Source organism: Kitasatospora sp. NPDC058492 (assembly GCF_042720685.1).
GTDB lineage: Bacteria > Actinomycetota > Actinomycetes > Streptomycetales > Streptomycetaceae > Kitasatospora.
This window is the reverse complement of the sequence record NZ_JBHXMU010000007.1, coordinates 101,312-124,801: the sequence shown is the minus strand read 5'-3', so window position 1 is coordinate 124,801 and position 23,490 is coordinate 101,312. Positions and strand designations below refer to the sequence as shown.

At 75.1% G+C, this 23,490-nt stretch carries 22 protein-coding genes; 16 read left to right on the top strand and 6 right to left on the bottom strand.

What is annotated here, in order from left to right; genetic code table 11:
* Positions 1 to 57 precede the first annotated feature (57 nt).
* The 5 genes from ACFWPI_RS07265 to ACFWPI_RS07245 all read left to right on the top strand — a co-directional run bounded on the left by ACFWPI_RS07265 (position 58) and on the right by ACFWPI_RS07245 (position 5,212).
* Positions 58 to 669, top strand: coding sequence for an NTP transferase domain-containing protein (locus tag ACFWPI_RS07265; RefSeq protein ID WP_380379249.1), 612 nt, complete (start codon positions 58 to 60; stop codon positions 667 to 669).
* A 164-nt stretch (positions 670 to 833) separates the two neighbouring features.
* Positions 834 to 1,685: a hypothetical protein gene (locus ACFWPI_RS07260; protein ID WP_380379251.1), complete on the top strand. Its 852-nt coding sequence runs from the start codon at positions 834 to 836 to the stop codon at positions 1,683 to 1,685.
* Positions 1,686 to 1,932: 247 nt separating this feature from the next.
* Positions 1,933 to 2,835, top strand: coding sequence for a hypothetical protein (locus tag ACFWPI_RS07255; RefSeq protein ID WP_380379253.1), 903 nt, complete (start codon positions 1,933 to 1,935; stop codon positions 2,833 to 2,835).
* A 168-nt stretch (positions 2,836 to 3,003) separates the two neighbouring features.
* Positions 3,004 to 3,939 carry a (2Fe-2S)-binding protein gene (locus tag ACFWPI_RS07250; protein ID WP_380379255.1) on the top strand — a complete coding sequence of 312 codons (936 nt, stop codon included), beginning with the start codon at positions 3,004 to 3,006 and terminating at the stop codon, positions 3,937 to 3,939.
* 214 nt (positions 3,940 to 4,153) lie between these two features.
* Positions 4,154 to 5,212, top strand: coding sequence for a DUF2637 domain-containing protein (locus ACFWPI_RS07245; RefSeq protein ID WP_380379257.1), 1,059 nt, complete (start codon positions 4,154 to 4,156; stop codon positions 5,210 to 5,212).
* A gap of 6 nt (positions 5,213 to 5,218) precedes the next feature.
* Here ACFWPI_RS07245 and ACFWPI_RS07240 read toward each other — a convergent pair whose 3' ends face one another.
* Together ACFWPI_RS07240 and ACFWPI_RS07235 are read right to left on the bottom strand one after the other, a co-directional pair.
* Positions 5,219 to 7,567 (bottom strand): SpoIIE family protein phosphatase, encoded by a 2,349-nt coding sequence (locus ACFWPI_RS07240; RefSeq protein ID WP_380379259.1) that lies wholly within the window; start codon positions 7,565 to 7,567, stop codon positions 5,219 to 5,221.
* 366 nt (positions 7,568 to 7,933) lie between these two features.
* Positions 7,934 to 8,449, bottom strand: coding sequence for an ATP-binding protein (locus ACFWPI_RS07235; protein WP_107452835.1), 516 nt, complete (start codon positions 8,447 to 8,449; stop codon positions 7,934 to 7,936).
* Between the two features lie 587 nt (positions 8,450 to 9,036).
* Here ACFWPI_RS07235 and ACFWPI_RS07230 point away from each other — a divergent pair.
* From ACFWPI_RS07230 to ACFWPI_RS07215, 4 genes are all read left to right on the top strand, one after another.
* Complete coding sequence (locus ACFWPI_RS07230; protein ID WP_380379261.1) at positions 9,037 to 9,747, top strand: urease subunit gamma; 711 nt, start codon at positions 9,037 to 9,039, stop codon at positions 9,745 to 9,747.
* Positions 9,744 to 11,459, top strand: coding sequence for an urease subunit alpha (locus ACFWPI_RS07225; RefSeq protein ID WP_063347079.1), 1,716 nt, complete (start codon positions 9,744 to 9,746; stop codon positions 11,457 to 11,459). Before ACFWPI_RS07230 ends, ACFWPI_RS07225 begins: the two co-directional genes overlap by 4 nt.
* 59 nt (positions 11,460 to 11,518) lie before the next feature.
* Positions 11,519 to 12,565, top strand: a complete 1,047-nt coding sequence (locus tag ACFWPI_RS07220; RefSeq protein WP_380379263.1) for an agmatine/peptidylarginine deiminase — start codon at positions 11,519 to 11,521, stop codon at positions 12,563 to 12,565.
* 124 nt (positions 12,566 to 12,689) lie between these two features.
* Complete coding sequence (locus ACFWPI_RS07215) at positions 12,690 to 13,289, top strand: TetR/AcrR family transcriptional regulator (RefSeq protein WP_380372397.1); 600 nt, start codon at positions 12,690 to 12,692, stop codon at positions 13,287 to 13,289.
* A 32-nt stretch (positions 13,290 to 13,321) separates the two neighbouring features.
* Here the strand turns inward: ACFWPI_RS07215 and ACFWPI_RS07210 are convergent, their stop codons facing one another.
* Positions 13,322 to 13,969, bottom strand: coding sequence for a response regulator transcription factor (locus ACFWPI_RS07210; RefSeq protein ID WP_063347082.1), 648 nt, complete (start codon positions 13,967 to 13,969; stop codon positions 13,322 to 13,324).
* Positions 13,954 to 15,234, bottom strand: a complete 1,281-nt coding sequence (locus ACFWPI_RS07205; protein WP_380372400.1) for a sensor histidine kinase — start codon at positions 15,232 to 15,234, stop codon at positions 13,954 to 13,956. The genes ACFWPI_RS07210 and ACFWPI_RS07205 overlap by 16 nt, the downstream gene beginning before the upstream one ends.
* Before the next feature lie 146 nt (positions 15,235 to 15,380).
* On the opposite strand from ACFWPI_RS07205, the gene ACFWPI_RS07200 reads away from it, so the two are divergent.
* A complete protein-coding gene (locus tag ACFWPI_RS07200; RefSeq protein WP_380372403.1) occupies positions 15,381 to 15,851 on the top strand; it encodes a hypothetical protein in 471 nt (156 codons plus the stop codon).
* Between the two features lie 62 nt (positions 15,852 to 15,913).
* Here the strand turns inward: ACFWPI_RS07200 and ACFWPI_RS07195 are convergent, their stop codons facing one another.
* Complete coding sequence (locus ACFWPI_RS07195) at positions 15,914 to 17,524, bottom strand: hypothetical protein (protein ID WP_380372405.1); 1,611 nt, start codon at positions 17,522 to 17,524, stop codon at positions 15,914 to 15,916.
* 342 nt (positions 17,525 to 17,866) lie between these two features.
* On the opposite strand from ACFWPI_RS07195, the gene ACFWPI_RS07190 reads away from it, so the two are divergent.
* The 4 genes from ACFWPI_RS07190 (at position 17,867) to pth (ending at position 20,568) form a co-directional block, all read left to right on the top strand.
* Entirely contained in the window at positions 17,867 to 18,376 is a 510-nt protein-coding gene (locus ACFWPI_RS07190; RefSeq protein ID WP_380372408.1) for a hypothetical protein, read from the top strand.
* A 103-nt stretch (positions 18,377 to 18,479) separates the two neighbouring features.
* Positions 18,480 to 19,145, top strand: coding sequence for a DUF3105 domain-containing protein (locus ACFWPI_RS07185; RefSeq protein ID WP_063347086.1), 666 nt, complete (start codon positions 18,480 to 18,482; stop codon positions 19,143 to 19,145).
* On the top strand, positions 19,142 to 19,870 hold the full coding sequence (locus tag ACFWPI_RS07180) for a DUF305 domain-containing protein (protein WP_380372410.1): 729 nt from the start codon (positions 19,142 to 19,144) through the stop codon (positions 19,868 to 19,870). Before ACFWPI_RS07185 ends, ACFWPI_RS07180 begins: the two co-directional genes overlap by 4 nt.
* 110 nt (positions 19,871 to 19,980) lie before the next feature.
* Entirely contained in the window at positions 19,981 to 20,568 is a 588-nt protein-coding gene (pth, locus tag ACFWPI_RS07175) for an aminoacyl-tRNA hydrolase (RefSeq protein ID WP_380346131.1), read from the top strand.
* 47 nt (positions 20,569 to 20,615) lie between these two features.
* Here pth and ACFWPI_RS07170 read toward each other — a convergent pair whose 3' ends face one another.
* Positions 20,616 to 22,151 (bottom strand): MFS transporter, encoded by a 1,536-nt coding sequence (locus tag ACFWPI_RS07170; protein ID WP_380372413.1) that lies wholly within the window; start codon positions 22,149 to 22,151, stop codon positions 20,616 to 20,618.
* Between the two features lie 191 nt (positions 22,152 to 22,342).
* Between ACFWPI_RS07170 and ACFWPI_RS07165 the strand changes: the two genes are divergently transcribed.
* Positions 22,343 to 22,849, top strand: coding sequence for a MarR family transcriptional regulator (locus ACFWPI_RS07165; protein WP_063347089.1), 507 nt, complete (start codon positions 22,343 to 22,345; stop codon positions 22,847 to 22,849).
* Between the two features lie 118 nt (positions 22,850 to 22,967).
* Positions 22,968 to 23,486, top strand: a complete 519-nt coding sequence (locus ACFWPI_RS07160) for a GNAT family N-acetyltransferase (protein ID WP_380372417.1) — start codon at positions 22,968 to 22,970, stop codon at positions 23,484 to 23,486.
* Positions 23,487 to 23,490: the final 4 nt, after the last annotated feature.

The window sequence follows — 23,490 nt, the reverse complement described above, 5'->3', positions numbered from 1 at the left end:
TACAACTGTGGGTTCGTACGGCTGCGCGGCGGCGGCCCCGGCGGGCAGGCTGGGCCCATGCAGACCACCGAAGACCCCACCGGGCCCGTCGCCGCGCTGGTGCTCGCCGCCGGGGGCGGGCGACGCCTCGGCGGGCGGCCCAAGGCCCTGATCCGGTACGCGGGCCGCCCGCTGGTCGAGCACGCGGTGGCGGTGGTGCGGGCCGGCGGCTGCGCGGACGTCACGGTGGTGCTGGGCGCGGCCGGCGAACGCGTCCGCTCCACGGCGCACCTGCCGGGCTGCCGGCTGGTGGCCAACCCGGACTGGGCGGGCGGCATGGGCTCCTCGCTGCGCGTCGGGCTGGCCGCGCTGGCGCCGGAGGTGTCGGCGGTGCTGGTGATGCTGGTGGACACCCCGGGCGTCACCGCGGCCGCGGTGGCCCGGCTGCTGGCCGCGCACCGGGCCGGCGCGGACCTGGCCGCGGCGGCCTACGCAGGGCGGCGCGGGCACCCGGTGCTGATCGGCGCCCGGTACTTCGCGCAGGCGGCCGCGGGCGCCTGCGGCGACGCCGGGGCCCGCACCCTGCTGGCCGCGCACCCGGACGCGGTCACCCTGGTCGAGTGCGCCGACGTCGCCGTCCCGGACGACCTGGACACCCCCGCCGACCTGGCCCGCTGGTCCGCCGGCTGACCGCACCCCGCCGGCCCGGGTGCCCGAAGCACCCGTGGCGGGCACCGGCCGGGCGCACACCCCTGATCCGACCCTGAGGATTGCCCCATTCCGCGCCAAGGACCCACCGTTTCGGGGAGCATGGAAACCGTTCCACCACCCGACTCGAACGGACGGAGCCCGCGATGGCCGGACTGCCCGACGACTTCACCGGACACGACCCCGCGAGGCCAGGGCACGGGGCGGGCGGTGGCGCCCGGGCGATCCGCTGCCCCGCCTGCCGCCGCGAGCACCTCTACGAGCCGCCGTCGCTGCCCTGTCCGTGCGGCGCCTCGCTGAAGGTGCCGCTGCTGCGCGGCGGGGTGCCGGTGCAGGTGCGGTTCCGCTCCTGGGAGGACTCCTGGCTGAGCATGCGCTGCCCGCACTGCGGCCGCTCCGACCAGTGGCCGCAGCCCGAGTTCACCTGCAACTGCGGCGCCACCGTCCGGCTGCCGGTGGACCGCACCACCCGGCTCGGCGGCGGCACGGCCGGCCCGCTCGCCACCCCCGGCCCGCAGGCCTCCCGCCCGTACCCGGCCCACCCGATGAGCGCCCCCGTGCCCGCCCCGCCCGGCGGCTCCGGCGGCCAGCCCAAGCCGTTCCGCCACCGCGCGCCGTTCCGCCCGCACCCGGTGCGCACCTCGCAGGACGCGGTCTTCACCGCCGCCCGCTACCTGGAGTGGCTCGGCTTCGACGACCTGGAGCTGACCGAGGCCCAGGAGCGCGACGGGGTGACCCTGCTGGGCAGCCGGATGGTCGCCCAGGTGGACACCTGGACCGAGCCGGCCGACGTGAAGTCGGTCGAGTGCCTGTGGCTGCAGACCCTGCACGCCGAGGAGATGGCCGCCGCCATGTTCACCCTGGCCGGCTACTCCCACCAGGCCACCGTGCGCGGCGAACAACTGCTGGTCGCCCTGTTCAGCCTGGACCTGGCGGGGGTGCCGCAGCCCGCCAACGGCGCCGCCGAGGCCCTGATGGAAACCGGCTGGACGTCCTGACCGACCGGAGGCCACCGGGGCGCATCCGCCAGGGCGCGCCCTGCGGATCAGGCCGGACAGGGCCTAGATCATTTCCCCCGCGAATGCAAGAACCTCCGCTCGTGATCTGGTGCACAAGCTCACCCCCGTGTTGAATTGCCGCCACAGCGCGGGCCCTTGCGCTGCCGTCGCCGTGCCGCCGACAGTCGACGGCGGCGACGCCGGGCAGGGCCGCGCCCCGCTGGATGGCGCACACAAGGAGGTGGCGTTGTCAGAGCACGGATGGGGCCCGAACGGCCCGAACGGGCGGGGGCGGGCGGCAGCGGAGGAGCCGGGCGACACCGTGTGGCGACTGAGGTCCCGGGGGTGCTGGCAGGAGGCGGCCGAACTGCTGCGCCCGGCCGCCGAACAGGACCCGGCAGCGGCCCTGGCACGGGCCGAACTCCTCATCGAGCAGTGCCTGTTCACCGCCGCACAGTGGACCCAGGCGGAACAGGCGCTGCGCCTCGCGGAGGCCGTGGTGGCCAGCACCGAGCAGCGCGCGGCCGCAGCCTGCGCCCGCGGCTTCCTGGCGTACGTGGCCAGCGTGCTCGGCCCCCGGGACCGACTGGACGAGGCGCAGGCCGCGCTCGGACGCACCTCGGCACTGCTGCCGCCGGACGCGCCGGGCCGCCCGCTGCTGGACTTCCGGCGCGGACTGGTCGCCGAGAACCTGCTGCGCGACCGCGGCGCCGCCTGGATCGCCTACCGCCGGGCGCACGACGGCGCGGGCGAACGCGGGGACGAACTGCTGCGCTCGTACACCTGGCGCCACCTGGCGGCGCTGGCCCTGGCCCGCGGGGACCGCGACCACGCCCGCGAGGGCTTCGACGCCTCGCTGCGGCTGCGCGAGCAACTCGGCTTCACGGTGGGGGTGGCGCCGGCGCTCGCGGCGCTCGCCGAGGTGTCCGAACCTGCCGAGGCCACCCGGTTGCGCGCCGAGGCGGCCCGGCTCGTCCACGCCCTGGGCGGCGTGCCGGTCTGGCTCGCGCGCCAGTTGGGCACCACCCGCACGCCGGGGCCTCCCCCGGACGGGGCCCGCACGCCGGGGCTCCCCCCGGACGGGGCCCACACGCCGGGGCCTCCCCCGGACGGGCGCATCACCCGCGAGACCTGGGGGACAATCAGCTAAGGTGAGCCTAACCTGGCCGGGGTGAGCAGTACCCCGGCCGGGTTCGCCTTGCCGTTCCCCGGGCACCGCCATGCCCCGGTCCGGCCGGGCCCGGGCGGGCCACCACCCCGACCGGGCACCGCCGGGCGGTCCATGGGCGGTCCCCGGTCGACCCGATGGGGCCCGCCCATGACCGCGAGCAGCACCCGGCCCGGCCCCACGCCGTGCGCCCCCCGCACCACCGAGGCGCACGCCCTCACCCCCGCGCCGGCCGCCACCGCCCCCGGCGCGACCTCGTACCACCGGCTCACCGCGCTCGCCCCCGTCCTGCGGGTGCGCTGCGCCCCGCCCCGCCGCGGCGACGGCTGGATCCCCGCCGCCGACCTGACCACCCGGCCCGAGGCGGTCCGCGAGCTGATCGCCCACGACGCCCGGCAGGGCCTCGCCCGCTACGGGCGGCCGCTGCGCCCGGACGTGGCGGCCGGCTTCGGCCTGCACCGCGTCGTGTGGCCGCTCTCGCTGCTGTTCACGCTGCCGTGGTTCCTGGAGCGCCGGGTCCCGCTGCTCGGCCCGGAGGACGTCTCGGTGCGCCGCGGCACCGACCGGGTGGAGCTGACGGTCCGCCCGGAGGCGTTCGCCTGCCTGCCGGACGACCCGGCGGCCGGCGTGCCGCAGGCCCGTACGGTGCCGGACGGGAACGCGCTGGCCGCCGAACTGCGGTGCGCGCTGGGCGGGTTCCTGGAGCCGGTGCTGGTCGCCTTCCGGCCCGAGGTGCGGCGCGGGCCGCGGGTGCTGTGGGCGATGGCCACGGACGCGGCGGTGGAGGGTCTCTGGTACGCCGGCGGGCTGCTCGGGGAGCAGGAGCGGGCGCGCGCCGAGCTGTCCGCGCTGCTGGAGCCCCCGCAGGCGGGCGGCGCGGCGGCGGCACCGGCGTGCGCGCCCGGCGTGACCGGCGGCCCCGCTCCGGCCCCGTCCCCCTTCACCCCGGGTGCCGGTTTCGCCGCACCGGCGCCCGGGTGCGGGGATGCTTCGGGCACCGACCGGGCCCGGGCCAGCTGCTGCCTCGTGTACACCGCCCAACCGGAGGACATCTGCGGCGGCTGCCCCCGCGTCATGCGGGGTTGACGAAAACACGTGCGAAGCCGGATCCGGAAAGCCCGGAATTCCGGGAACAGCCCGCTTCAAATGCATAAGAAAATGCGATTTTCGCGGGGTCAGAAATCCCTCTACTCAGCGCATTGGCACCGAATCGGCCATTCCCCCGCCGAGCATCCGCCATGATGGTCCCCGCCATCACGACGCAGGAACGCGACGCAGGAAAGCGAGGCTGGTTCCGGCGATGAAATTGTCCGACATACCGCTTGGCTGGGCCGTCACCGGAGGTGCGGGGCTGCTGGTCAGCGCGCTCCTGGTGGCCCTGGTCCGGAGCCGGGGATCCGCCGCCGCCGGAGGGCCGGATTCCTGGGAGCGTTCCGAGGAACGGCGCCGCCGCAAGGAATCCCTGTACGGCGGCGCCTCGTACACGCTGCTGTTCTGCTGCGCGGGTGTCGCCGCCGCGCTGTCCTTCCACGGGCTGGTCGGCTTCGGGGTGCAGAACCTCGGACTGTCCGGCGGCTGGGAGTACCTCGTGCCGTTCGGCCTCGACGGCGCCGCGATGTTCTGCTCGGTGCTCGCCGTGCGCGAGGCCAGCCACGGCGACGCCGCGCTCGGCTCCCGGCTGCTGGTCTGGCTGTTCGCCGGCGCCTCGGCCTGGTTCAACTGGGTGCACGCCCCGCGCGGCTTCGGCCACGCAGGCGCCCCGCAGTTCTTCTCCGGCATGTCCCTCTCGGCGGCCATCCTGTTCGACCGGGCGCTCAAGCAGACCCGCCGGGCCGCGCTGCGCGAGCAGGGGCTCGTCCCCCGCCCGCTGCCGCAGATCCGCATCGTGCGCTGGCTGCGCGCCCCCCGCGAGACCTACGCGGCCTGGTCGCTGATGCTCCTGGAAGGCGTCCGCAGCCTCGACGAGGCGGTGGACGAGGTCCGCGAGGACAAGCGGGAGAGGGCCGTGGAGCGGGAGCGCCGCAGGCTCGCCGGCCGCCGCGAGCGGGCGGAGATCCGGGCGATCAGCCGCAGCAACAGCGCCTGGCGCGGACGCGGCGGCGCCGCACGGCAGTTGGAGTCCGGCTCGGAACCCGCCATAGCCGGCGGGCCCGCGGCGGAGCGGCCCGCCGGGCCGCGCGAGGTCGAGGCCGCCGAGGGCGCGGTGGTGCCCGCCGAGGGCACGGTGGCCCAGCCGGGCCTGCCCGCCCGCCCGGAGCGGCGCACCATCGACCTGACCGTCGACGAGGACACCGTGACGCTGCCGCGGCTGGACTCGCTGGAGCGCAAACTGAAGGACCTGGAGCAGCAGTTCGGGTAGCCGGATCTAGGTTGCGGGCGTGCCGCTGAGCTCGAACCACATCCGCTTGCCGGAGCCGCGCGGCTCCACGCCCCAGGCGTCCGCCAGCGCCTCGACGAGCATCAGCCCGCGCCCGGAGGAGGCCTGCTCCCCCGGGGTCCGGCGGGTCGGCCACAGGTCCGACTCGTCCTCCACCTCGACCCGCAGCCGGGCCCGGCCGCCGTCCGAGGCCGGCTCCCGGTAGAGCCGGGCGGTGAACATGGCGTCCCGGTCGGTGTGCCGGATGGCGTTGGTGACCAGTTCGGAGGAGAGCAGTTCGGCGGTGTCGATGAACTCGGCGACGCCCCAGCGGCGCAGCGCGTCGCGCAGCTCCGCCCGGACCTCGGAGATCCGCGCCAGGTCGGCCTGGCCGATCCGGCGGCGCAGCTGCTGGGCGGCCAGGCCGCCGGCCGGACCGTCCCAGCGCAGGAGCAGCAGCGCTATGTCGTCCTCGCGCTCGCTGGAGTCGGCGGCCTGGGAGGCGATCCGGTCGGCCAGGTCCTCCAGCGGGTCGCGGGCCGCCTCCTCGGCGCGCGGCAGCGGGCGGGCGAGCGCCCGGGTGAGCCGGGCGATGCCCTCGTCCAGGTCCATGCCGCGCGCCTCGACCAGGCCGTCGGTACAGAGCAGCACCGTCTCGCCCGGGTCCAGGCTGAACCGGGTGACCCGGTACTCCTGGTCCGGGTCGATGCCCAGCGGCAGCCCGCCGGCCACCGGCACCACCGCGGCGGTGCCGTCCGCCCGGCGCACCACCGGGTCGAGGTGGCCGGCCCGGACGGCGTAGACCACGCCGTAGTCCACGTTGACCTCGGCGTAGGCGCAGGTCGCGAAGTGGTCGGTGTCCAGGTCGGCGAGGAAGCGGGAGGCGCGGGCCATCACCGCGGCCGGCGGGTGCCCCTCGGCCGCGTAGGCGCGCAGCGCGATCCGCAGCTGGCCCATGATCCCGGCGGCGTGCACGTCGTGGCCCTGGACGTCCCCGATCACCAGGCCGACGTGCCCGCCCGGCAGCGGCACCACGTCGTACCAGTCGCCGCCGATCTGCAGGCCGGAGCCGGCCGCCAGGTAGCGCACGGCGGTCGTCACCCCCGGCACCGACGGCACGGTCCGCGGCAGCATCACCCGCTGGAGGCCGGCCGCCAGCTCGTGCTCGGCGTCGTGCAGCCGGGCCCGGGCCAGGGACTGGGCGACCAGCCCGCCCAGGGTCGACAGCAGGGTGCGCTCGTCGGCGTCCAGCTCGCGCTCGTCGTCGAAGCTGACCACGCAGACGCCGATCGCCCGCCCGCTGGCCACCAGCGGCAGGAACGCCCAGGAGCCGCGCCCGGTACGGCTGGTCGGCTCCCAGACCTCGGGGTAGGACGCGCGGAACTCCTCACGGGTCGGGATGAACACCGGCGCCCGGTGGCGCACCGCCTCGGCGGCCGGGTGCCCGGCCGGCAGCGCCGTGCGGTCCCAGACCGCCAGCGCCTCGGTCCGGTAGCCGGAGGCGCCGAGCACCTGCGCCCGGCCGGCCTCGAAGGAGGCCAGCACCAGGCCGTCCGGCGGCAGGCCGGGCAGCGGCAGCCCGGTGAACACCCGGGCCACGTCGCGGACGGTGACGGCTTCGGAGAGGGCGCGGGCCGCCTCCTTGATGAACCGGGAGCGCTCCTCGCGCAGCAGGGCCATCCGGTCGGCGCGGTCGCGCTTGTGCAGTTCGACGGTGGCGTCCCAGACGAAGCCCACCATCCGCGAGGCCCGGCCGAAGGCGTCCGCGAGCACCCGGCCGCGGAAGCGCACCGCGCGCATGGTGCCGTTGGGCCCGACGGTGCGGTAGTAGGCGCCGCACTGGCCCAGTTCGGCCACCGCGCGCTCGACCCGGCGGCGCACCACCGGCGCGTCCTCGGGGTGCAGCAGGGCCAGGAAGGAACCGGCGGTGCGGTCGAAGCGGCCCTGGTCCATGCTGTCCAGGCCGATGATCGCGCAGGCCCGGTGGTCGCCCTCCAGGACGTCGCGGCGGATGTCCCAGTCGAAGGAGCCGATGCCGTTGGCGGCCATCGCGGGCTCCAGCCAGTCCGGCATGGTGTCCGCGGAGGCGGGCGGCAGGCTGCCGGGGAGCACCGTCGCCAGCCGTCCGGCGGCGAGCGCGGGCGCCGGGCGCGGCACGGGCCGGCGCACCGCCTGCGCGGGCGGCTTCGCCCGGCCCGGCCCGGTCGCGGCGGGGCCGGCGGGGGGCTGGTCGACCGTCACGGGAGCGGGACCGGCGGGGTTCGGACCGGTGGTGCGGGCGGAGGCTGCCTGCTGCGGTTCGACGGTGGGCGCACCGGGTGGAAGCGCCGGCCCCGGCGACTCGGGCTCAGTGGGCATGCTGCTCCTGCCGCTGCCGTGGCGGACCGCGCCGACCGTCCGGCCGGGCCGCGTGGCGGTGTGATGGGTGGTGCTGGATCGGACGGTGTCGACGGGCGGGGTCGGTCGAGGTTCGGTCTCCCCGCTGCTTCCCGCACGTGGACACACATTCCCACCATCCTGTCCAATGTTGGGCCGAGCGGCAATGGCAACGGGCCGGAAATCTTCCGTTCCGCCTTCTGTTCTGGGCATGCTTCGAAGGCGAATGAATCGACGGCGAACGGTGCGGCGGGCCGCGCGCCCCCGCCCGCCCCGCGCCCCCGCATGCCCCGAGCGCCCCGTGCCCGCGCCCCGAGCCTGTGCCCCGCACCCCGGGAGCGGCCGGGCTCAGGGCAGGGCGAGCTCGAACCAGGTGACCTTGCCGTCGCCCCGCAGCTGCACGCCCCACGCGTCCGCGAGCGACTCCACCAGCAGCAGGCCGCGCCCCGAGGTCGCGTACTCGGCGTCCGGATCGCGGCGCCGGCCGGGCAGCCGGGTCGTGCCGTCCTGCACCTCGATCCGCAGCCGGTGGTCCGACCCGAGCACCGCGTCGAACACCGCGCCCTTGCCGGTGTGCAGCAGCGCGTTGGTCACCAGCTCGGAGGAGAGCAGTTCGGCGGTGTCCGACAGCTCCGGCACCCCCCAGTGGCTGAGCGCCGTCCGCAGCCGCCGGCGGACCGAGCCGACCGCGACCAGGTCGGCCGGGTCGAGCGTCAGGTGCAGCCGGCGGTGCAGGGCGCAGCCGGGGGCCGAGGTGCCCGGCAGGGTCGTCCCGGTGCCGCCGGCTGCGCCCGGGGCGGGCCCGGACCGGTAGGCGTCACCCGAACTCGTCCGCTGCCGCGGGAATCGCGACTGACCGTCCATCAACACATGCCCCCGCCCTCGAATCCGGGCCCCCGCCTCCGGATCCCCCGCCGGCCGGGTGGCCCCCACGTTCTGACCACTCATCCTCATGCCCAGTTGACGGCGTTTGCAACAGTGTGCGTCCGATCACGTGGGGTGAAAGGGGCACGGGGAGGTTCACGTGATCCAACTGCCCGCGCCGGACAGGTTTGCGAAGCGCAGAGCCTGTTTTCGAGCCCGCCCCCGCCCGATCCCGCGCACACCCGGCGCCCGGGCGCCGGCCCGCGCCGCCCTCCTGCTCCCCGTCGCACCCCCGCCGTGCGCCGGGCCCCGGCCGGCCCCGCACCGCTCCGCGCGCCCGGCGCACCCCGGCGGCGCACCTTCCCCGCGCACCTTCCCCGCGGGCCTTCACCCCCGGGCCTTCACCCCCGGGCCTTCACCCCCGGGCCTTCACCCCCGCCGCGGGCCCGGCGAGCCGAACCCCTGCGGACCGGCAACGCTGGACACGGCGGCCCGGTCCGGGTTCAATGGCCCGAGATGTTTGAACGACGTTCTAACATCGCCCCCGAAAGCCGACCCCCTCCCCCGGCGACCGCGAGCGAGGAACCGTGCGACTGACCCCCACCGAGCGGGACCGGCTGCTGATCTTCACAGCAGCCGAACTGGCCCGCGCCCGCCGCGCCCGGGGCGTACGCCTCAACATCCCCGAAGCCACCGCCCTGATCGCGGACACCGTCTGCGAGGCCGCCCGCGACGGTCGGCGCCTGGCCGAGGCCATCGAGGCCGGCCGCAGCGTGCTCACCGCCGACGACGTGCTGCCCGGCGTACCGGACGTCGTCACCGTCATCCAGGTCGAGGCCGTCTTCGACGACGGCACCCGCCTGGCCGTCGTCAACGACCCGTTCCGGGGCGCCGGCTCGCTCGGCGACGAAGCCCCCGGCGGCGCACTGATCGGCGACGGCGCCGGCTACGACCCGGTCGAGGAGACGGTGCTGCTGCCCGTCCACAACACCTCCCAGGTGCCGATCTCGGTCACCTCGCACTTCCACTTCTTCGAGGCCAACCCGCGCCTCGCCTTCGACCGCGCCGCCGCCTACGGCACCCACCTGGCCGTCCCGGCCGGCTCCTCGGTGCGCTTCGACCCGGGCGCCACCGTCGAGGTCGGCCTGGTGCCGATCGGCGGCCAGCGCGTCGCGATCGGCTTCGCCGGCCTGGTCGACGGCCCGCTGGACGCGCCCGGCGCGAAGGAGGCCGCCCTGGCCAAGGCCCGCGCGACCGGCTACCTGACCACCTTCGACGACACGGAGGTGCCGTCATGACGTCCATCACCCCCCACGACTACATCTCGGTGCACGGCCCCCGGGCCGGCGACCGGATCCGGCTCGGCGACTCCGGCCTGATCGTCCGCGTCGAGTCCGACTCGCAGGCCCCCGGCGAGGAGTTCCTCGCCGGCTTCGGCAAGACCGCCCGCGACGGACTGCACCTCAAGGCCGCCGCCGTCCGCGACACCTGCGACGTGGTGATCAGCAACGTCCTGGTGATCGACGCCATCCAGGGCATCCGCAAGACCTCGATCGGCCTGATCGACGGCCGGATCGCCTCGATCGGCCGCGCCGGCAACCCCGACACCCTCGACGGCGTGGACGTCGTCGTCGGCACCGGCACCACCATCGTCTCCGGCGAGGGCATGATCGCCACCGCCGGCTCCATCGACACCCACGTCCACCTGCTCTCGCCGCGGATCATGGAGGCCTCGCTGGCCTCCGGCGTCACCACGATCATCGGCCAGGAGTTCGGCCCGGTCTGGGGCGTCGGCGTCAACTCCCCCTGGGCCCTGCGCCACGCCTTCAACGCCTTCGACGCCTGGCCCGTCAACATCGGCTTCCTGGGCCGCGGTTCGTCCTCCGACGCGGCCCCGCTCGTCGAGGCCCTGGCCGAGGGCGGCGCCTCCGGCTTCAAGGTCCACGAGGACATGGGCGCCCACACCCGCGCCCTGGACACCGCGCTGCGCGTCGCCGAGGAGTACGACGTCCAGGTCGCCCTGCACACCGACGGCCTGAACGAGTGCCTGTCGGTGGAGGACACCCTGAAGGTGCTGGAGGGGCGGACGATCCACGCCTTCCACATCGAGGGCTGCGGCGGCGGACACGTCCCCAACGTGCTGAAGATGGCGGGCGTGCCCAACGTCATCGGCTCCTCCACCAACCCCACCCTGCCGTTCGGCCGCGACGCGCTCGGCGAGCACTTCGGCATGATCGTCTCCGCCCACGACCTCAAGACCGACCTGCCCGGCGACGCCGCCATGGCCCGCGACCGCATCCGCGCCGGCACCATGGGCGCCGAGGACGTCCTGCACGACCTCGGCGTCATCGGCATCACCTCCTCCGACGCCCAGGGCATGGGCCGCGCCGGCGAGACCGTCCGCCGCACCTTCGCCATGGCCGGCAAGATGAAGGCCGAACTCGGCCCCCTCGACGGTGGCTACGGCACCACCGAGAGCGGCGACGACAACGAGCGCGTCCTGCGCTACATCGCCAAGCTCACCATCAACCCCGCCATCGCCCACGGCCTCTCCCACGAGGTCGGCTCCATCGAGGTCGGCAAACTCGCCGACATCGTGCTGTGGCGCCCCGACCACTTCGGCGCCAAACCCCAACTGGTCCTGAAGGCCGGCTTCCCCGCCTACGGCGTGGTCGGCGACCCCAACGCCTCCACCGACACCTGCGAACCCCTCGTCCTCGGACCGCAGTTCGGCGCCCACGGCGCCACCGCCGCCGACATCTCCGTCGCCTTCGTCGCCCAGGCCGCCGCCGACGGCGCCTACCTCGACCGCCCCGCCGACGGCCTGCCCACCCGCCGCCGCCGCGTCGGCGTCCGCAACACCCGCGGCATCGGCCCCCGCGACATGGTCCGCAACGCCCGGGTCGGCCGCGTCGACGTCACCCAGACCGGCCTGGTCTCGCTGGACGGCGAACCGCTGCGCTCCGAACCCGCGGACAGCGTCTCGCTCAGCCGCCTCTACTTCCTCTGACACCTCCGCCGACGCTTCCGTCGACACCTCCGCCGAACGCCTCCCCCTAGGACTCCCGGATGACCACCCCCACGCCCGCCTCCCTCGGCTACCGGATGCCCGCCGAGTGGCACCCGCACGACCGCACCTGGATGGCCTTCCCCACCGCCAACCCCACCTTCGACACCCCCGAGAACCTGCACGCGGGCCGCGAGGCCTGGGCCGCCGTCGCCAACACCATCGTCCGGTACGAACCGGTCACCCTGGTCGTCAACACCGGCGAGACCGCGGACGCCCGCAGGTACGTCTCCGAGCAGGTCGAGACCGTCGAGCGCCCGCTCGACGACGCCTGGATGCGCGACATCGGCCCGTCCTTCCTGATCGACGGCAAGGGCTCGCTGGCCGCCACCGACTGGATCTTCAACGGCTGGGGCGCCCAGTCCTGGGCCCGCTGGGACGACGACCAGCACATCGCCGAGCACATCAGCGAACTGACGGGCGTCCAGCGCTTCGCCTCCCGGCTGATCAACGAGGGCGGCGGCATCCACGTCGACGGCGAGGGCACCGTCCTGGTCACCGAGACCGTCCAACTCGGCGAGGGCCGCAACGCGGACTGGACCAAGGAGGAGGTCGAGGCCGAACTGCACGCCTTCCTCGGCACCACCAAGGCGATCTGGCTGCCGCGCGGACTCACCCGCGACTACGACGAGTTCGGCACCCGCGGGCACATCGACATCGTCGCCTCCTTCGTGCGCCCCGGCGTCGTCGTCGCCCACGTCCAGCCGGACCCCGCCCACCCGGACCACGCCGTCTGCCAGGAGCTCGTCGCCATCCTGCGCGCCGCCACCGACGCCCGGGGCCGGGCGCTGGAGGTCATCGAACTGGCCGCCCCCACCGTCCTGCTGGACGAGGACGGCGAACCGGTCGACTACTCCTACATCAACCACTACGTGGCCAACGGCGCCGTGATCCTGTGCGCCTTCGACGACCCGCGCGACCAGGAGGCCGCCGCCGTCCTCGGCCGCGCCTACCCGGGCCGCACCGTCGAGCTCGTCGACGCCCGCGAGATCTTCGCCAACGGCGGCGGCATCCACTGCATCACCCAGCAGCAGCCGAAGTCCGCCTGATCCCAGGCCACTTGGGGCACCTGGACCACCTTGGACACCAGGGCCACCCGGCTGCCGGGGCGGGGGCACCTCCCCCGCCCCGGCAGCCTTCCGACCTCCGCACCACCGAGGGAGCGCACCGCACATGGCCGACCCCCGCCCGCGCCGACCGGCGCGCCCCCGCGAGGAGGTCTTCGCCACCGCCCGGGCCGCGATCGCCGAACACGGGCTCGCCAAACTCACCATGGCCGGGCTCGGCAAACAGCTCCAGATGAGCGCCGGACACCTGCTCTACTACTTCGGCAGCAAGGACCAGCTGCTGCTGGAAACCCTCCGCTGGAGCGAGGACCAGCTCGGCGCCCGGCGCCGTGACGCCCTCGCCGACCGCTCGCGCGACCCCTGGCAGCGGCTCGACGCCTACCTGCGCCTCTACCTGCCCGACGGGGCGGGCGATCCGCGCTGGATCCTGTGGGTCGAGGTGTGGGGGCGCTCCCCCGCCAGCGCCGAGATCCGCCAGGGGCAGCAGGAGATCGAGGCGCCCTGGCAGGCCGACCTGGTCGCCCTCATCGAGGAGGGCACCGCCACCGGCCACTTCACCCCCGGGCCCGCCGCCGACCGGGCCACCCAGATCCGCGCCCTCCTCGACGGCCTGGCCGTCCCCATCGCCATCGGCCTCCCCGCCGCCCACCGCCCCGCCGCCCTCACCCAGGCCGCCGCCGTCACCACGATCCTCCTGCGCACCTGACCCCCCGGGGGCTGCGGCGGGGTGGACAGGCCCTACGACTTGTTCAGGTACGTGAGGACGGCGCGGACGCGGCGGTTGGTGTCGTCGTCGTCGGTGATGCCGAGCTTGCCGAACATCGCGGTGGTGTACTTGCCGATGGCGCTCTCGCTCAGGAAGAGCCGGCGGCCGATGGCCTGGTTGGAGAGCCCCTCGGCCATCAGCCCCAGCACGGCGTACTCGCGTTCGGTGAGCCGTTCGAGCCCCCGGTTCGGTGGCGTGTTGGACAGCAGTCTCGCGATGACGGCCGGGTCCATGGCCGTCCCTCCGTCCGCGACGCGCTCCAGGGCGCCGATGAACTGGTCGGCGTCGAACACGCTCTCCTTGAGGAGGTAGCCGACGCCGCCGGAGCCGTCCGCCAGGAGCTCCCGGGCGTACAGCTGCTCGACGTGCTGGGAGAGGATGAGGACCGGCAGCCCGGGCATCTCGCCGCGGGCGGCGAGGGCCGCCCGCAGCCCCTCGTCCGACTGGGTCGGCGGCATGCGGACGTCGATGACGGACACGTCCGGGCGCCACCTGCGCAACGCGTCGAGCGTCTCGGGCCCGGTGGCGGCCGTGGCCACCACCTGGTGCCCGCAGGCCTCGATCAGGCGGACCATCCCGTCGCGCAGGAGGTAGAGGTCTTCGGCTACAACGATTCGCATGGCACCGTCATCCTGACACGGGTCGGACCGCCCGACGGACTGGTGACCTCCAGGGTGCCGTCGAAGGCCGCGAGCCGGCGGCGCAGGCCCGCCAACCCGCCGCCGGCCCGGACGTCGGCCCCGCCCCGGCCGTCGTCCTCGACCTCGGCGACCACCGCGGCGGCGACACCGGTGCCGTCCCGCATGAGGGAGATCCGCACCCCGGACGCCCCGGCGTGCCGGACGGCGTTGGTCAGCAGCTCGGCGACGCCGAAGTAGACGGCGGACTCGATCGGCGGGTCCAGGCGCAACGGGGCGCCGGCGCTGACGGCCACCTCCAGCGGGACGTCCAGGGCGAGCGCGCGGACGGCGTCGACGAGCCCCCGCTCGCTCAGCACCGGCGGGCTGATCCCCCGGATCAGGTCGCGGAGTTCGGCCAGCGAGGCGGCGGCACCGGCCTGCGCGTCCCGCATCAACGCCCTGGCCTGGTCGGGGTCACGCTCCATCAGCTTCCCGGCGGTCGCCAGGGAGAGCCCGAGCGCCACCAGGCGGGCCTGCGCCCCGTCGTGCAGATCCCGTTCGATCCGGCGGATCTCGGCGGCCTGCGCGACCGTCACGTCCGCGCGCTGGGCCCTCAGTTCCTCGACCCGCTCCGCCAACGCCATCGCCGGCGACGGGCGCAGGAAGCGGACCGCCACCGGCACGACGGGCCGCCAGGCGTACGGGGCGGAGGCCACGGCCACGACCGCGCCGAGCGCCCCGGCCAGGCCCGCGGCGGATTCCGGCCCGCCGAACCCGAGGACCGCGCAGGCCGCCACGACCACCCCGGCCGGCGGGAGGCACGCGAGCAGACCGGCGGTGAACGGCGCGATCCCCGCGAACCGCAGGTCGCGCCAGTTCGCCGGGTCCCGCCAGCGGACCCGCCAGCGCTGGTCCATCAGCGCGTCCCGGCGGGTGCGCTCGTAGGAGAAGCCGTTCCACCAGAACCCGGTGGACATCCGCGTCACCGGCCCGGCCTGCCGGTATCCGGCGGGGATCACCGTGGCGGTCCACCGCGCGACGAGGAAGCGGACGATCCGGCAGACGGGGCGGGGCAGGGCGAGCGTGCCCACGCCCACCAGCACGAACGGCGCCGTCCACGACCACGGGTTGCCCGCCCCCCACCAGACCCCCAGCGCCACCGCCGCGGCCCACACGGCCGGCAGCAGCAGGCAGACGGCCGCCACGACGCACGCCCGCACGAACCCCACCCCGGCGCGCGCCACCCACGAACCCAGCCGTCCCACGTCTCTCCCCTTCCGTACGGTGCTCCCACTGTGCACCGCGCCGAGCCCGCCACCGCCCCGATCGGCCGGGGAGTGGGGCTGGCCCCACCCACGTGTGGGCCCAGACCGATACCGCCCCGGCCGGGCGGTTCATAGCGTCGGTGGACATGGACACCAACACGCACAGCACAGGCACGCACAGCACGGACATTCCCTACACGCCCCGGGCGGAGCTGCTCCACGACTCCCGTACCCGGCGGGCCTTCGGCACGGTGACGGCCAGCGTCAAGGTCTACGGCGCGCTCGGCGCCGTCGCGTTCCTGGCGGTCATCGCGGTGGCGGGCAGCGGCCACCCGGTGAACACGTTCATGTGGGTCCGGGCGGTGCTGCTGCCGGTGGTCGCCGTGCTGGTCCACCGGCTGGCGGTCGCCGCCTCCCGAGGATCCCGCCAGGCCTTCGAACGACTGGGCGTCCTCACCGTCACCATGCCGATCGCCATCATCGGCGTCGACCTGATCCCGGGCGTCTGCCCGCCCTGGTACGCCGCCGTGCAGGTCGTCTGCATGCTGCCCGTCCTCCGGGCCGCGGTCACCGTCCGCGGCTCCGCGCTGCGCGCCGCCTTTCCCAAGGCGCGCTGACCGGGCGTCGGGCGCCTGGTGCGCGGTCGACGTCCGGTCGGCGTCCGGTCGTCATTCGGTCGTCAGTCGGTCCAGACGGCGGCCGCCGTACGGTCGTCGGCGTAGCCCTTGGCACGGACCTGGACCTGGCGGAGGAAGTCGACGGTGCCGGGCGGATGCGGGTGGGCCCAGTGGGTGGACAGGAAGTGGGCGACGGCCGGCTCGTCGGCGATCGGGCGGGCCAGACCGGGGGTGCAGAGCAGCAGCACGTCGCCCGGGGTGGCGGGGACCAGCCGGAAGCGGAACGGCCTCGGCTCCTCCGGCGGCTGCTGGCCGTCCGGGTGGTGCAGCAGGCGGGCCGCGTAGGCGTCGATCCAGTGGCCGGAGCGCAGCAGGTAGAGCCCGCCCGGGCCGACCCCGAAGGCCGCCCGGTGGCCGGCCGCCGGGTCGAGCGACAGCAGCAGGCAGTGCAGCGAGGCCGGGGACGGCGTGCCGTCCTCCTCGTTTCCGGGCACGAGCGCGCGCAGCGGGGCGACGGCGCCGGTGGCGAGCCGCTGGAGGCCGTAGCGCAGCCGGTCCCGGGCGCCGTCGCGCAGGTCTGCGGCCAGGCCCTCGCGGCTGCGGCCGACCGCAGCGGCCAGATGGCGGCAGGCCTCACGGGTGCTGGTGGCGACGGCCTCCGGGGGGAGCGCCTCGTCCGCGGCGGTGCCGGTCCGGTCGATGCCGGCGAGCACGGCGAGCAGCAGCCCGTCCGGGCCGTCCCCGAACCTGGTGACCAGCAGCGCGTCGCGTCGCGACTCGCCCCGGAAGCGGGCGGAGTCGCCGCGGACGGAGACGGCGCGCAGGACGGACGACCCGTACTGGGCGCCCTCCAGGACGGTGTCCGGCACGAGCGCCCCGAGGACGCCCGGATCCGCCTCCGGGACGGCGGTCGGCTCCGGCCCGTAGGTCGGCGGGCGCTCGCCGATGTGCGGCACGGTGGGGGCGCCGTCGGCGAGCGGCGAGCGGACGGCCGGGCGCGGGTCGGGGACGGTGGCGGTGGCGGTGGCGAGGGTGTCGGGTTCCTCGGTGGCCTCGGCTTCGGGCTCGGGCTCGGCTTCGGGCTCGGGCTCGGCTTCGGGCTCGGGCTCGGCTTCGGGCTCGGGCTCGGCTTCGGGCTCGGGCTCGGGCTCGGGCTCGGGCTCGGGCTCGGGCTCGGGCTCGGGCTCGGGCTCGGGCTCGGGTTCCTCGGCGGCGGCCTCGGGTTCGGGTTCCGGCTCGGGTTGCGGCTCGGGCTCGGGGGTGGGCTTGTCCAGGGAGACCGGTGTGGGGGCGGTGTCGGCTTCGGTTTCCTGGGCGTCAGGGGCGAACACCCGCTCCTCGTCCGTCCGCTGGGGTCCGATGACACCGATCGCGGTGTCGAACCAGTCGTCGATGCTGTCCCGTTCCAGCACCTCGTCCGCTACCGGCACCGCCGCCGCCACCGACGCAAGCTCCGGATCCGGTTCCGGCTCCGCGTCCAGGACGGGCTCCGGTTCGGCCGTGCGCTGCTGGCCGATGAGGCCGACCGCCGTATCGAACCAGTCGTCGACGCTGCCGTCGCCGGGGTCCGCGTGCGGGGTGTCGGGGAGGGTGCCCGCCGGGCCGTCGTAGACCGTTTCCCACCAACCGTCGTCCGGCCGGTGCGGCTGTGCGGGGGCACCCTGCTTGCTCATCTGGCGGCTCCTGGTCGGTCCGTGGTCGCGCCGCCCCCGGCGGGGCCGGACTCGACGTCATTGTCTCCAAGTGCAACGACGCTGTCCGGGTTTCGGCGACAACCGGTCAGCGCCGGGCCGTTCCCGGCCACCGCGTCGACCTCGGGTTTCACCGGGGAGTCCGGCGCCGCGTCCGCCCCTGCGTCCACCCCCGGGTTCACCCCTGCGTTCGGTCCCGTTCCGTCCGTGCTTGCCGGATGTGCCCGGAGCAGGGCGTTTCCGGGGTGTTCGGGTCCGGGAGCGGCCGAAAATGGGGGTGGAGGAGGGGCATCGCTTCACTCGTTCGGCTGATTAAATGTGCGCATGACCGCGTCGGCCCCCAGCTCACCTCGACCGGGGAGGGCCGCTCCGGCGGGCCGCCCGGTGGGTGTGCTGTGGGTTCTGCTGCTGGTCGCGCTGCTCACGACGCTGCCGTGCGCCGGTCAGTCGAAGGCGGTCGGCGCGCACGCCGCTCCGATGCCGACCACCGTCACCGCCGCCGTCACCGTCACCGCCGTCACGGCGGTCTCCAGTCACGCCCCGCACGCCGGCCCCGCCGCCAAGGCCTCCGACCAGCGCCAGCGCGCCGGCGAGCAGCGGCACTGGACGTGGTGCACCGCCGACGGCGGGCAGCCCCGCCGTGACAACGGCTGCTCCAGCCACCCGTACTGCGCGCAGGACGCCCAGCTGCCGAACCCGCCGCCGCATCCGCAGCCGGCCGCGTCACCGCTCGCGCCGGCAGCCGAGGCGCTGCCCAGAGTGGTGCCCGCCGGGCTGCTGGACGGTCCGCATCCGGCGCCCGATCTGCACGAGCTGCAAGTACACCGGTCCTGAGCGGAACCCACCGCCCGGCATCCGCCGGCGGATCCGCCCCTCCCCTTCTTTCAGCTGACCGCCGCGCCACCAGCAGTGCGCGGCGGGGACAAGGACAACCACCATGGGTTCCGCCTCGAAGCAGTCCGGCAAGCAGTCCGGCAAGCCCGGCCCGACCGACCGCCGCGCCCGGATAGCCGAGCTGCGCGCCGGCGAGCAGCGCCGCGACCGCCGCAACAAGGTCATCGCCTCGGTCGCGGCCGGTGTGCTGGTGATCGGCGCGATCGCCACCGGCACCTGGATCGTCATGGACGCCAACCAGAGCAAGAAGAAGGAGCAGGCCGCCGCCAACGCGGACATCCCGGGCGTGCAGACCTTCGGCGAGCTGAGCCGCACCCACGTCAAGGACAAGGTCAGCTACCCGATGACCCCGCCGGTCGGCGGCGACCACAACGCGATCTGGCTGGACTGCATGGGCCACGTCTACGACCAGCCGGTCGAGAACGAGCGCGCCGTCCACTCGCTGGAGCACGGCGCGGTCTGGGTGACGTACAACGGCAAGGCGACGCCGGACGACATCAAGACCCTGTCCGACAAGGTCAAGACCACCCCGTACTCGCTGATGAGCCCGTACCCGGACGAGAAGGGCGCCATCACCCTGAACGCCTGGAGCACCCAGCTGATCGTGGACAGCGCGAGCGACCCCCGGGTGAACCAGTTCTTCACCAAGTACGTCCAGGGCAAGCAGACCCAGGAGCCGGGCGCCTCCTGCACCATGGGGCAGATGTGACCGCCGACGCGGCGCTGCCCGAGGACGGCTCCGAGCACGCCGCCGAGGAGTTCGCGGACGAGGCCGGGGCGCCGCGCCCGGCCCGTCGGCGGCTGTGGTGGCCGGCCGCGCTGGCCGCCGCCCTCGCGCTGGCCCTCGGGGTGCCCGCCCTGGTGGCGAGCGGGACGTCGGCGTCCGGGTCGGCCTCGGTGGCCGTCCCGGCGGACGACTCGCCCGAGGCCGGGTTCGCCCGCGACATGGCGACCCACCACCAGCAGGCGGTGGACCTGTCGTTCATCGTCCGGGACCGCACCGGCGACGACCCGACCCGCACCCTCGCCTTCGACATCATCAACACCCAGGCCAACCAGCGCGGGATGATGATGGGCTGGATCGACCAGTGGGGGCTGCCGCAGCACTCGGCGGCCAAGCCGATGACGTGGATGAGGATGGGCCACGACTACCAGGCCCACGACGGTTCGCTGATGCCCGGCATGGCCACCAACACCCAGCTGGCGAAGCTGCGTTCGCTCAGCGGGCGGGACGCCGAGGTGTACTACCTGCAGCTGATGATCCAGCACCACAAGGGCGGCGTCGAAATGGCCCAGGGCTATGTGGACCTGGCGAAGAACGACGCCGAGAAGCGGCTCGCCCAGTCGATGGTGGTCGCGCAGACCTCGGAGGTGCAGCTGATGACCGACATGCTCACGGAGCGCGGCGCCGCCCCCGGCGTGCCCGAGTCCTGACCCACCCCACTGCGCGTGTCCTCGGACGGCCGGGGCGCGGTCGACGGTCCCGTACCGTGCGTACCGTGCCCCGGCCGTCCCGCGTCCGCGACAAGCCCCTGGAGTTCCCGATGCCCCCCGCCGCACCCTGGCTGATCGCCGGACTGGGCAACCCCGGCCCGTGGTTCCGGCTGACCCGGCACAACGCCGGCTTCCTGACCGTGGAACGGCTGGCCGAACGGTACGGCGCGCGGTTCCGGCGGCGCGGGATCGGCGCCCTGGTGGCGGAGATCGAGGTCGACGGCCACCGGGTGGTGCTGGCCAAGCCGCAGTGGTTCATCAACCTGTCCGGCCGACCGGTGTCCGGCCTGCTGCGGCGTTACGGCGTCCCGGTCGAGCACCTGGTGGTCGTGCAGGACGACCTGGACTTCGCGTTCGGCACCGGGCGGCTCAAGCGCGGCGGCGGCCCCGGCGGCCACAACGGCGTGCGCTCGGTGGGCGAGGTGCTCGGCACCCCCGACTTCGTGCGGCTGCGCTTCGGCATCGGGCGCCCACCGAAGGGGCAGAGCGCCGGCGACTTCGTGCTGAAGAAGTTCTCGGACCACGAACAGGCCGCCCTGCCAGGGGTGTTGGACCGGTGCGCGGACGCGCTGGACACGCTGGTGCGGCGCGGCCTCAACCGGGCCCAGGACGCACTGAACGTCCGCTCGGAGGCTTAGGGGCTCTCAGGCTCAGGGGTCGGAGGCTCAGAGGAAGAGGTCCCGGCTCAGGCCTGGCGGACCGGCCGGGTCAGGGCCACGGCTGCCACCGCGACCGCCGCGAGAGCGAGCAGCACCGTCCGGCCGCCGGCCGCCGGGCCCGCCAGATGGACCCCGAGGACGGGCAGCGCGGTGCCGAGCGCCGTCCCGAGGCTGCGGGCCATGTTCACCATGCCGCCGCCGACCGCCGAGCACTGCGCCGGGATCGCCCGCATCACCAGCGCGTTGTTGGCGGGCAGCAGCAGTCCCAGCCCGTAGCCGGCGAGCAGCAGCGGCACCGCCACGGCCGCCCCGGAGACCGGCAGCAGCGCGAACAGCAGCAGCCCCGCGCCCGCGAGCACCGCGCCCGCGCGGCAGCGGGCGACGTCCGACCAGCCGCGCGGCAGCAGCGCGCCGCCGACGGTCGCGGCGAGCGCGAACGCGGCGGGCAGCAGGGTGATCACCAGGCCGGCCCGGGCCACCGGCACGCCCGCGCCGGTCAGCAGCACCGGGCCGAGCACGAGCGGGCAGAACAGCAGCAGGTAGCCGATCAGCGAAACCACCAGCCCGGACCGCACCCCGGGGGTGTTGACCAGGCCGGGCGCCAAGATCGGCCGGGCGGCCCGCCGTTCCTGACGGACCAGCGCGAGCGCGAGGACGGCGGCGGCGAGCAGCAGTGCGGCGGCGGCCCAGCCGGGCAGCGGCAGTCCGGAGGCGGTGGACAGGGCGAGCAGCAGCGCGGTGGTGGAGCCGGTGAGCAGCAGCAGGCCGGCCAGGTCGAAGCGGCCGCCGGACGCGGTGGCGGGCGGGCTCCCCACGCCCGGCGCGAGCGGGCCGTCCTCGGTGCGGGGAGCGGGCAGGCGCGCGGCGGCTCCTGCGGGCGGGCCCCCGGTGCCGGCGGCGAGCTGCTGCCCGGTACCGACGGCGGGCGGGGGCCCGGTGCGGGTGCGGGGCAGCAGGAACCAGCCGGCCAGGATGCCCAGCACCCCGATCGGCACGTTGATCCAGAACACCCACCGCCAGGAGGCGTGCTCCACCAGCAGCCCGCCGAGGCTGGGGCCCAGCGCCAGACCGAGCCCCTGGGCCGCCGCCTGGATGCCGAGCGCGCGCCGCATCGCGTGCTCCGGGACGCCGCGCGCCACCAGGGCGACGCTGTTGGCCTGCATCATCGCGCCGCCGACGGCCTGGACGGCCCGGCAGGCGACCAGCACGCCGAGGCTGCCGGCGTATCCGGCGCCGAGCGAGGCCAGGGCGAAGACGGCGAAGCCGCCGAGGTACATGGTCTTGCGGCCGATGAGGTCGGAGAGCCAGCCGACCGGGGCGAGCAGGGCGACCAGTACCAGGAGGTAGGCGAGGGCGACCCATTCGACGGCCGCGAAGCCGGCGTCGAAGTGCCGGCCGAGGGCCGGGAAGACGAGGGCGGTGACGCTGGCGGTGAGCTGGCCGAGGAAGGCCCCGAGGCAGACGGTGCCGACGGCCAGCCAGTGGGCGTGACGCCAGCCGGCTATGCCGCGGGGCCGGGGCCGCTCGGTGAGCAGCCGCGCGGCAAGAGCGGTGGCGTTCATGCCACAAATATATCGGATGCAGATATGTTCTTTCTACGACTTGCTCGCCTTCCGACGGGATCCCGGAGAGTCCCACGGAGCTCCAAGGGGATCCGCAGACTTCCACCGAGCTCCGCAGAGCTCCGGGAGGCCCCCGCTCGACGGTGGACAACCCGCCGGACCGGCCCGTACCAGGCGATACGCTGTCCGCCATGCCGTCGTCACCACACGTCCCCGACCCCGCCACCGAAACCCCCGAAACGGCGGTCGACCACGCCCGGCGGCTCACCGACACCGTCACCCGCCTGCGCCGCGCCCTGCGCAGCAGCATCCGCACCGACTACCCGTGGGAGTCCCTGCCCATGGCGCAGGTCGAACTCCTCCAGACCCTCGCCGCCGCACCCCTGCGGGTCGGCGAACTCGCCGCCCGGCAGCGGCTCGCCCCCAACACCGTCAGCGGACTGATCGGCAAACTCCTCGACGCCGGATTCGTCGACCGCCAGGCCGACCCCGGCGACCGCCGCACCGCCCGCATCGCCCTCACCCCGGCCGGCCGGCGCCAGCTCGACGACTGGCAGCGCGCCCACGAGCGCCGCATCGCCACCGCCCTCGACACCCTCGACCCCACCGACCGCGACGCCGTCGTCCACGCCCTGCCCGCCCTCGAACAGCTCGCCCGCGCCCTCGCCGAGGCCGGCCAGGGCCCCGACCAGGCCTGAACCCCGGCCGGGCCAGGCCCTTGACCGGGCCCAACCCGGGGCCGAACCCCGGTCAGCACCCCCGGACGCCTGCAAAACCGCTGGTCACCGACCCGTACGGACCGCTACCGTCCCCGGCATGAGCACAGCACAGGTACTGATCGAGCCCTGGACGGACGCCGACCTCGCACTGCTGCGCCGGGTCAACACCCCGGAGATGAAGAAGCACGTCGGCGGCCCGGAGACCGAGGAGCAACTCCTCGTCCGGCACCGGCGCTACCTCGACTTCGTCCCGTCCGGCCTGGGCTGCATGTACCGGATCGTGCTGCTCCCCGAGGGCGAGGCCGTCGGAACCGTCGGCTACGGCACCCGCACCTGGGAGGGCGAGACCGTCCACGAGATGGGGTGGAACGTCCTGCCCGGCCACCAGGGGCGGGGCATCGCCGTCGCCGCCACCCGCGCCGCCGTCGCGGCCGCCCGCCGCGAGGCCGCCCACCGCCACCTGCACGCCTTCCCCTCGGTGGACAACCCGGCCTCCAACGCGGTCTGCGCGAAGGCCGGGTTCAGCCTCGTCGGCGAGACGGACTTCGAGTTCCCGCCCGGGCGGTTCATGCGCAGCCGCAACTGGCGGGTGGACCTGCGGGCGTCGGCGGGCTGAGCCG

What these genes read in the sequence shown, in the direction of transcription:
- ACFWPI_RS07265 (WP_380379249.1), top strand. Translation starts at nt 58, where the DNA reads ATGCAGACCACCGAAGACCCCACCGGGCCCGTCGCCGCGCTGGTGCTC.
- ACFWPI_RS07260 (WP_380379251.1), top strand. Translation starts at nt 834, where the DNA reads ATGGCCGGACTGCCCGACGACTTCACCGGACACGACCCCGCGAGGCCA.
- ACFWPI_RS07250 (WP_380379255.1), top strand. Translation starts at nt 3,004, where the DNA reads ATGACCGCGAGCAGCACCCGGCCCGGCCCCACGCCGTGCGCCCCCCGC.
- ACFWPI_RS07245 (WP_380379257.1), top strand. Translation starts at nt 4,154, where the DNA reads ATGAAATTGTCCGACATACCGCTTGGCTGGGCCGTCACCGGAGGTGCG.
- ACFWPI_RS07240 (WP_380379259.1), bottom strand. Translation starts at nt 7,567, where the DNA reads ATGCCCACTGAGCCCGAGTCGCCGGGGCCGGCGCTTCCACCCGGTGCG.
- ACFWPI_RS07235 (WP_107452835.1), bottom strand. Translation starts at nt 8,449, where the DNA reads ATGGACGGTCAGTCGCGATTCCCGCGGCAGCGGACGAGTTCGGGTGAC.
- ACFWPI_RS07225 (WP_063347079.1), top strand. Translation starts at nt 9,744, where the DNA reads ATGACGTCCATCACCCCCCACGACTACATCTCGGTGCACGGCCCCCGG.
- ACFWPI_RS07220 (WP_380379263.1), top strand. Translation starts at nt 11,519, where the DNA reads ATGACCACCCCCACGCCCGCCTCCCTCGGCTACCGGATGCCCGCCGAG.
- ACFWPI_RS07215 (WP_380372397.1), top strand. Translation starts at nt 12,690, where the DNA reads ATGGCCGACCCCCGCCCGCGCCGACCGGCGCGCCCCCGCGAGGAGGTC.
- ACFWPI_RS07210 (WP_063347082.1), bottom strand. Translation starts at nt 13,969, where the DNA reads ATGCGAATCGTTGTAGCCGAAGACCTCTACCTCCTGCGCGACGGGATG.
- ACFWPI_RS07200 (WP_380372403.1), top strand. Translation starts at nt 15,381, where the DNA reads ATGGACACCAACACGCACAGCACAGGCACGCACAGCACGGACATTCCC.
- ACFWPI_RS07195 (WP_380372405.1), bottom strand. Translation starts at nt 17,524, where the DNA reads ATGAGCAAGCAGGGTGCCCCCGCACAGCCGCACCGGCCGGACGACGGT.
- ACFWPI_RS07190 (WP_380372408.1), top strand. Translation starts at nt 17,867, where the DNA reads ATGACCGCGTCGGCCCCCAGCTCACCTCGACCGGGGAGGGCCGCTCCG.
- ACFWPI_RS07185 (WP_063347086.1), top strand. Translation starts at nt 18,480, where the DNA reads ATGGGTTCCGCCTCGAAGCAGTCCGGCAAGCAGTCCGGCAAGCCCGGC.
- pth (WP_380346131.1), top strand. Translation starts at nt 19,981, where the DNA reads ATGCCCCCCGCCGCACCCTGGCTGATCGCCGGACTGGGCAACCCCGGC.
- ACFWPI_RS07170 (WP_380372413.1), bottom strand. Translation starts at nt 22,151, where the DNA reads ATGAACGCCACCGCTCTTGCCGCGCGGCTGCTCACCGAGCGGCCCCGG.
- ACFWPI_RS07165 (WP_063347089.1), top strand. Translation starts at nt 22,343, where the DNA reads ATGCCGTCGTCACCACACGTCCCCGACCCCGCCACCGAAACCCCCGAA.
- ACFWPI_RS07160 (WP_380372417.1), top strand. Translation starts at nt 22,968, where the DNA reads ATGAGCACAGCACAGGTACTGATCGAGCCCTGGACGGACGCCGACCTC.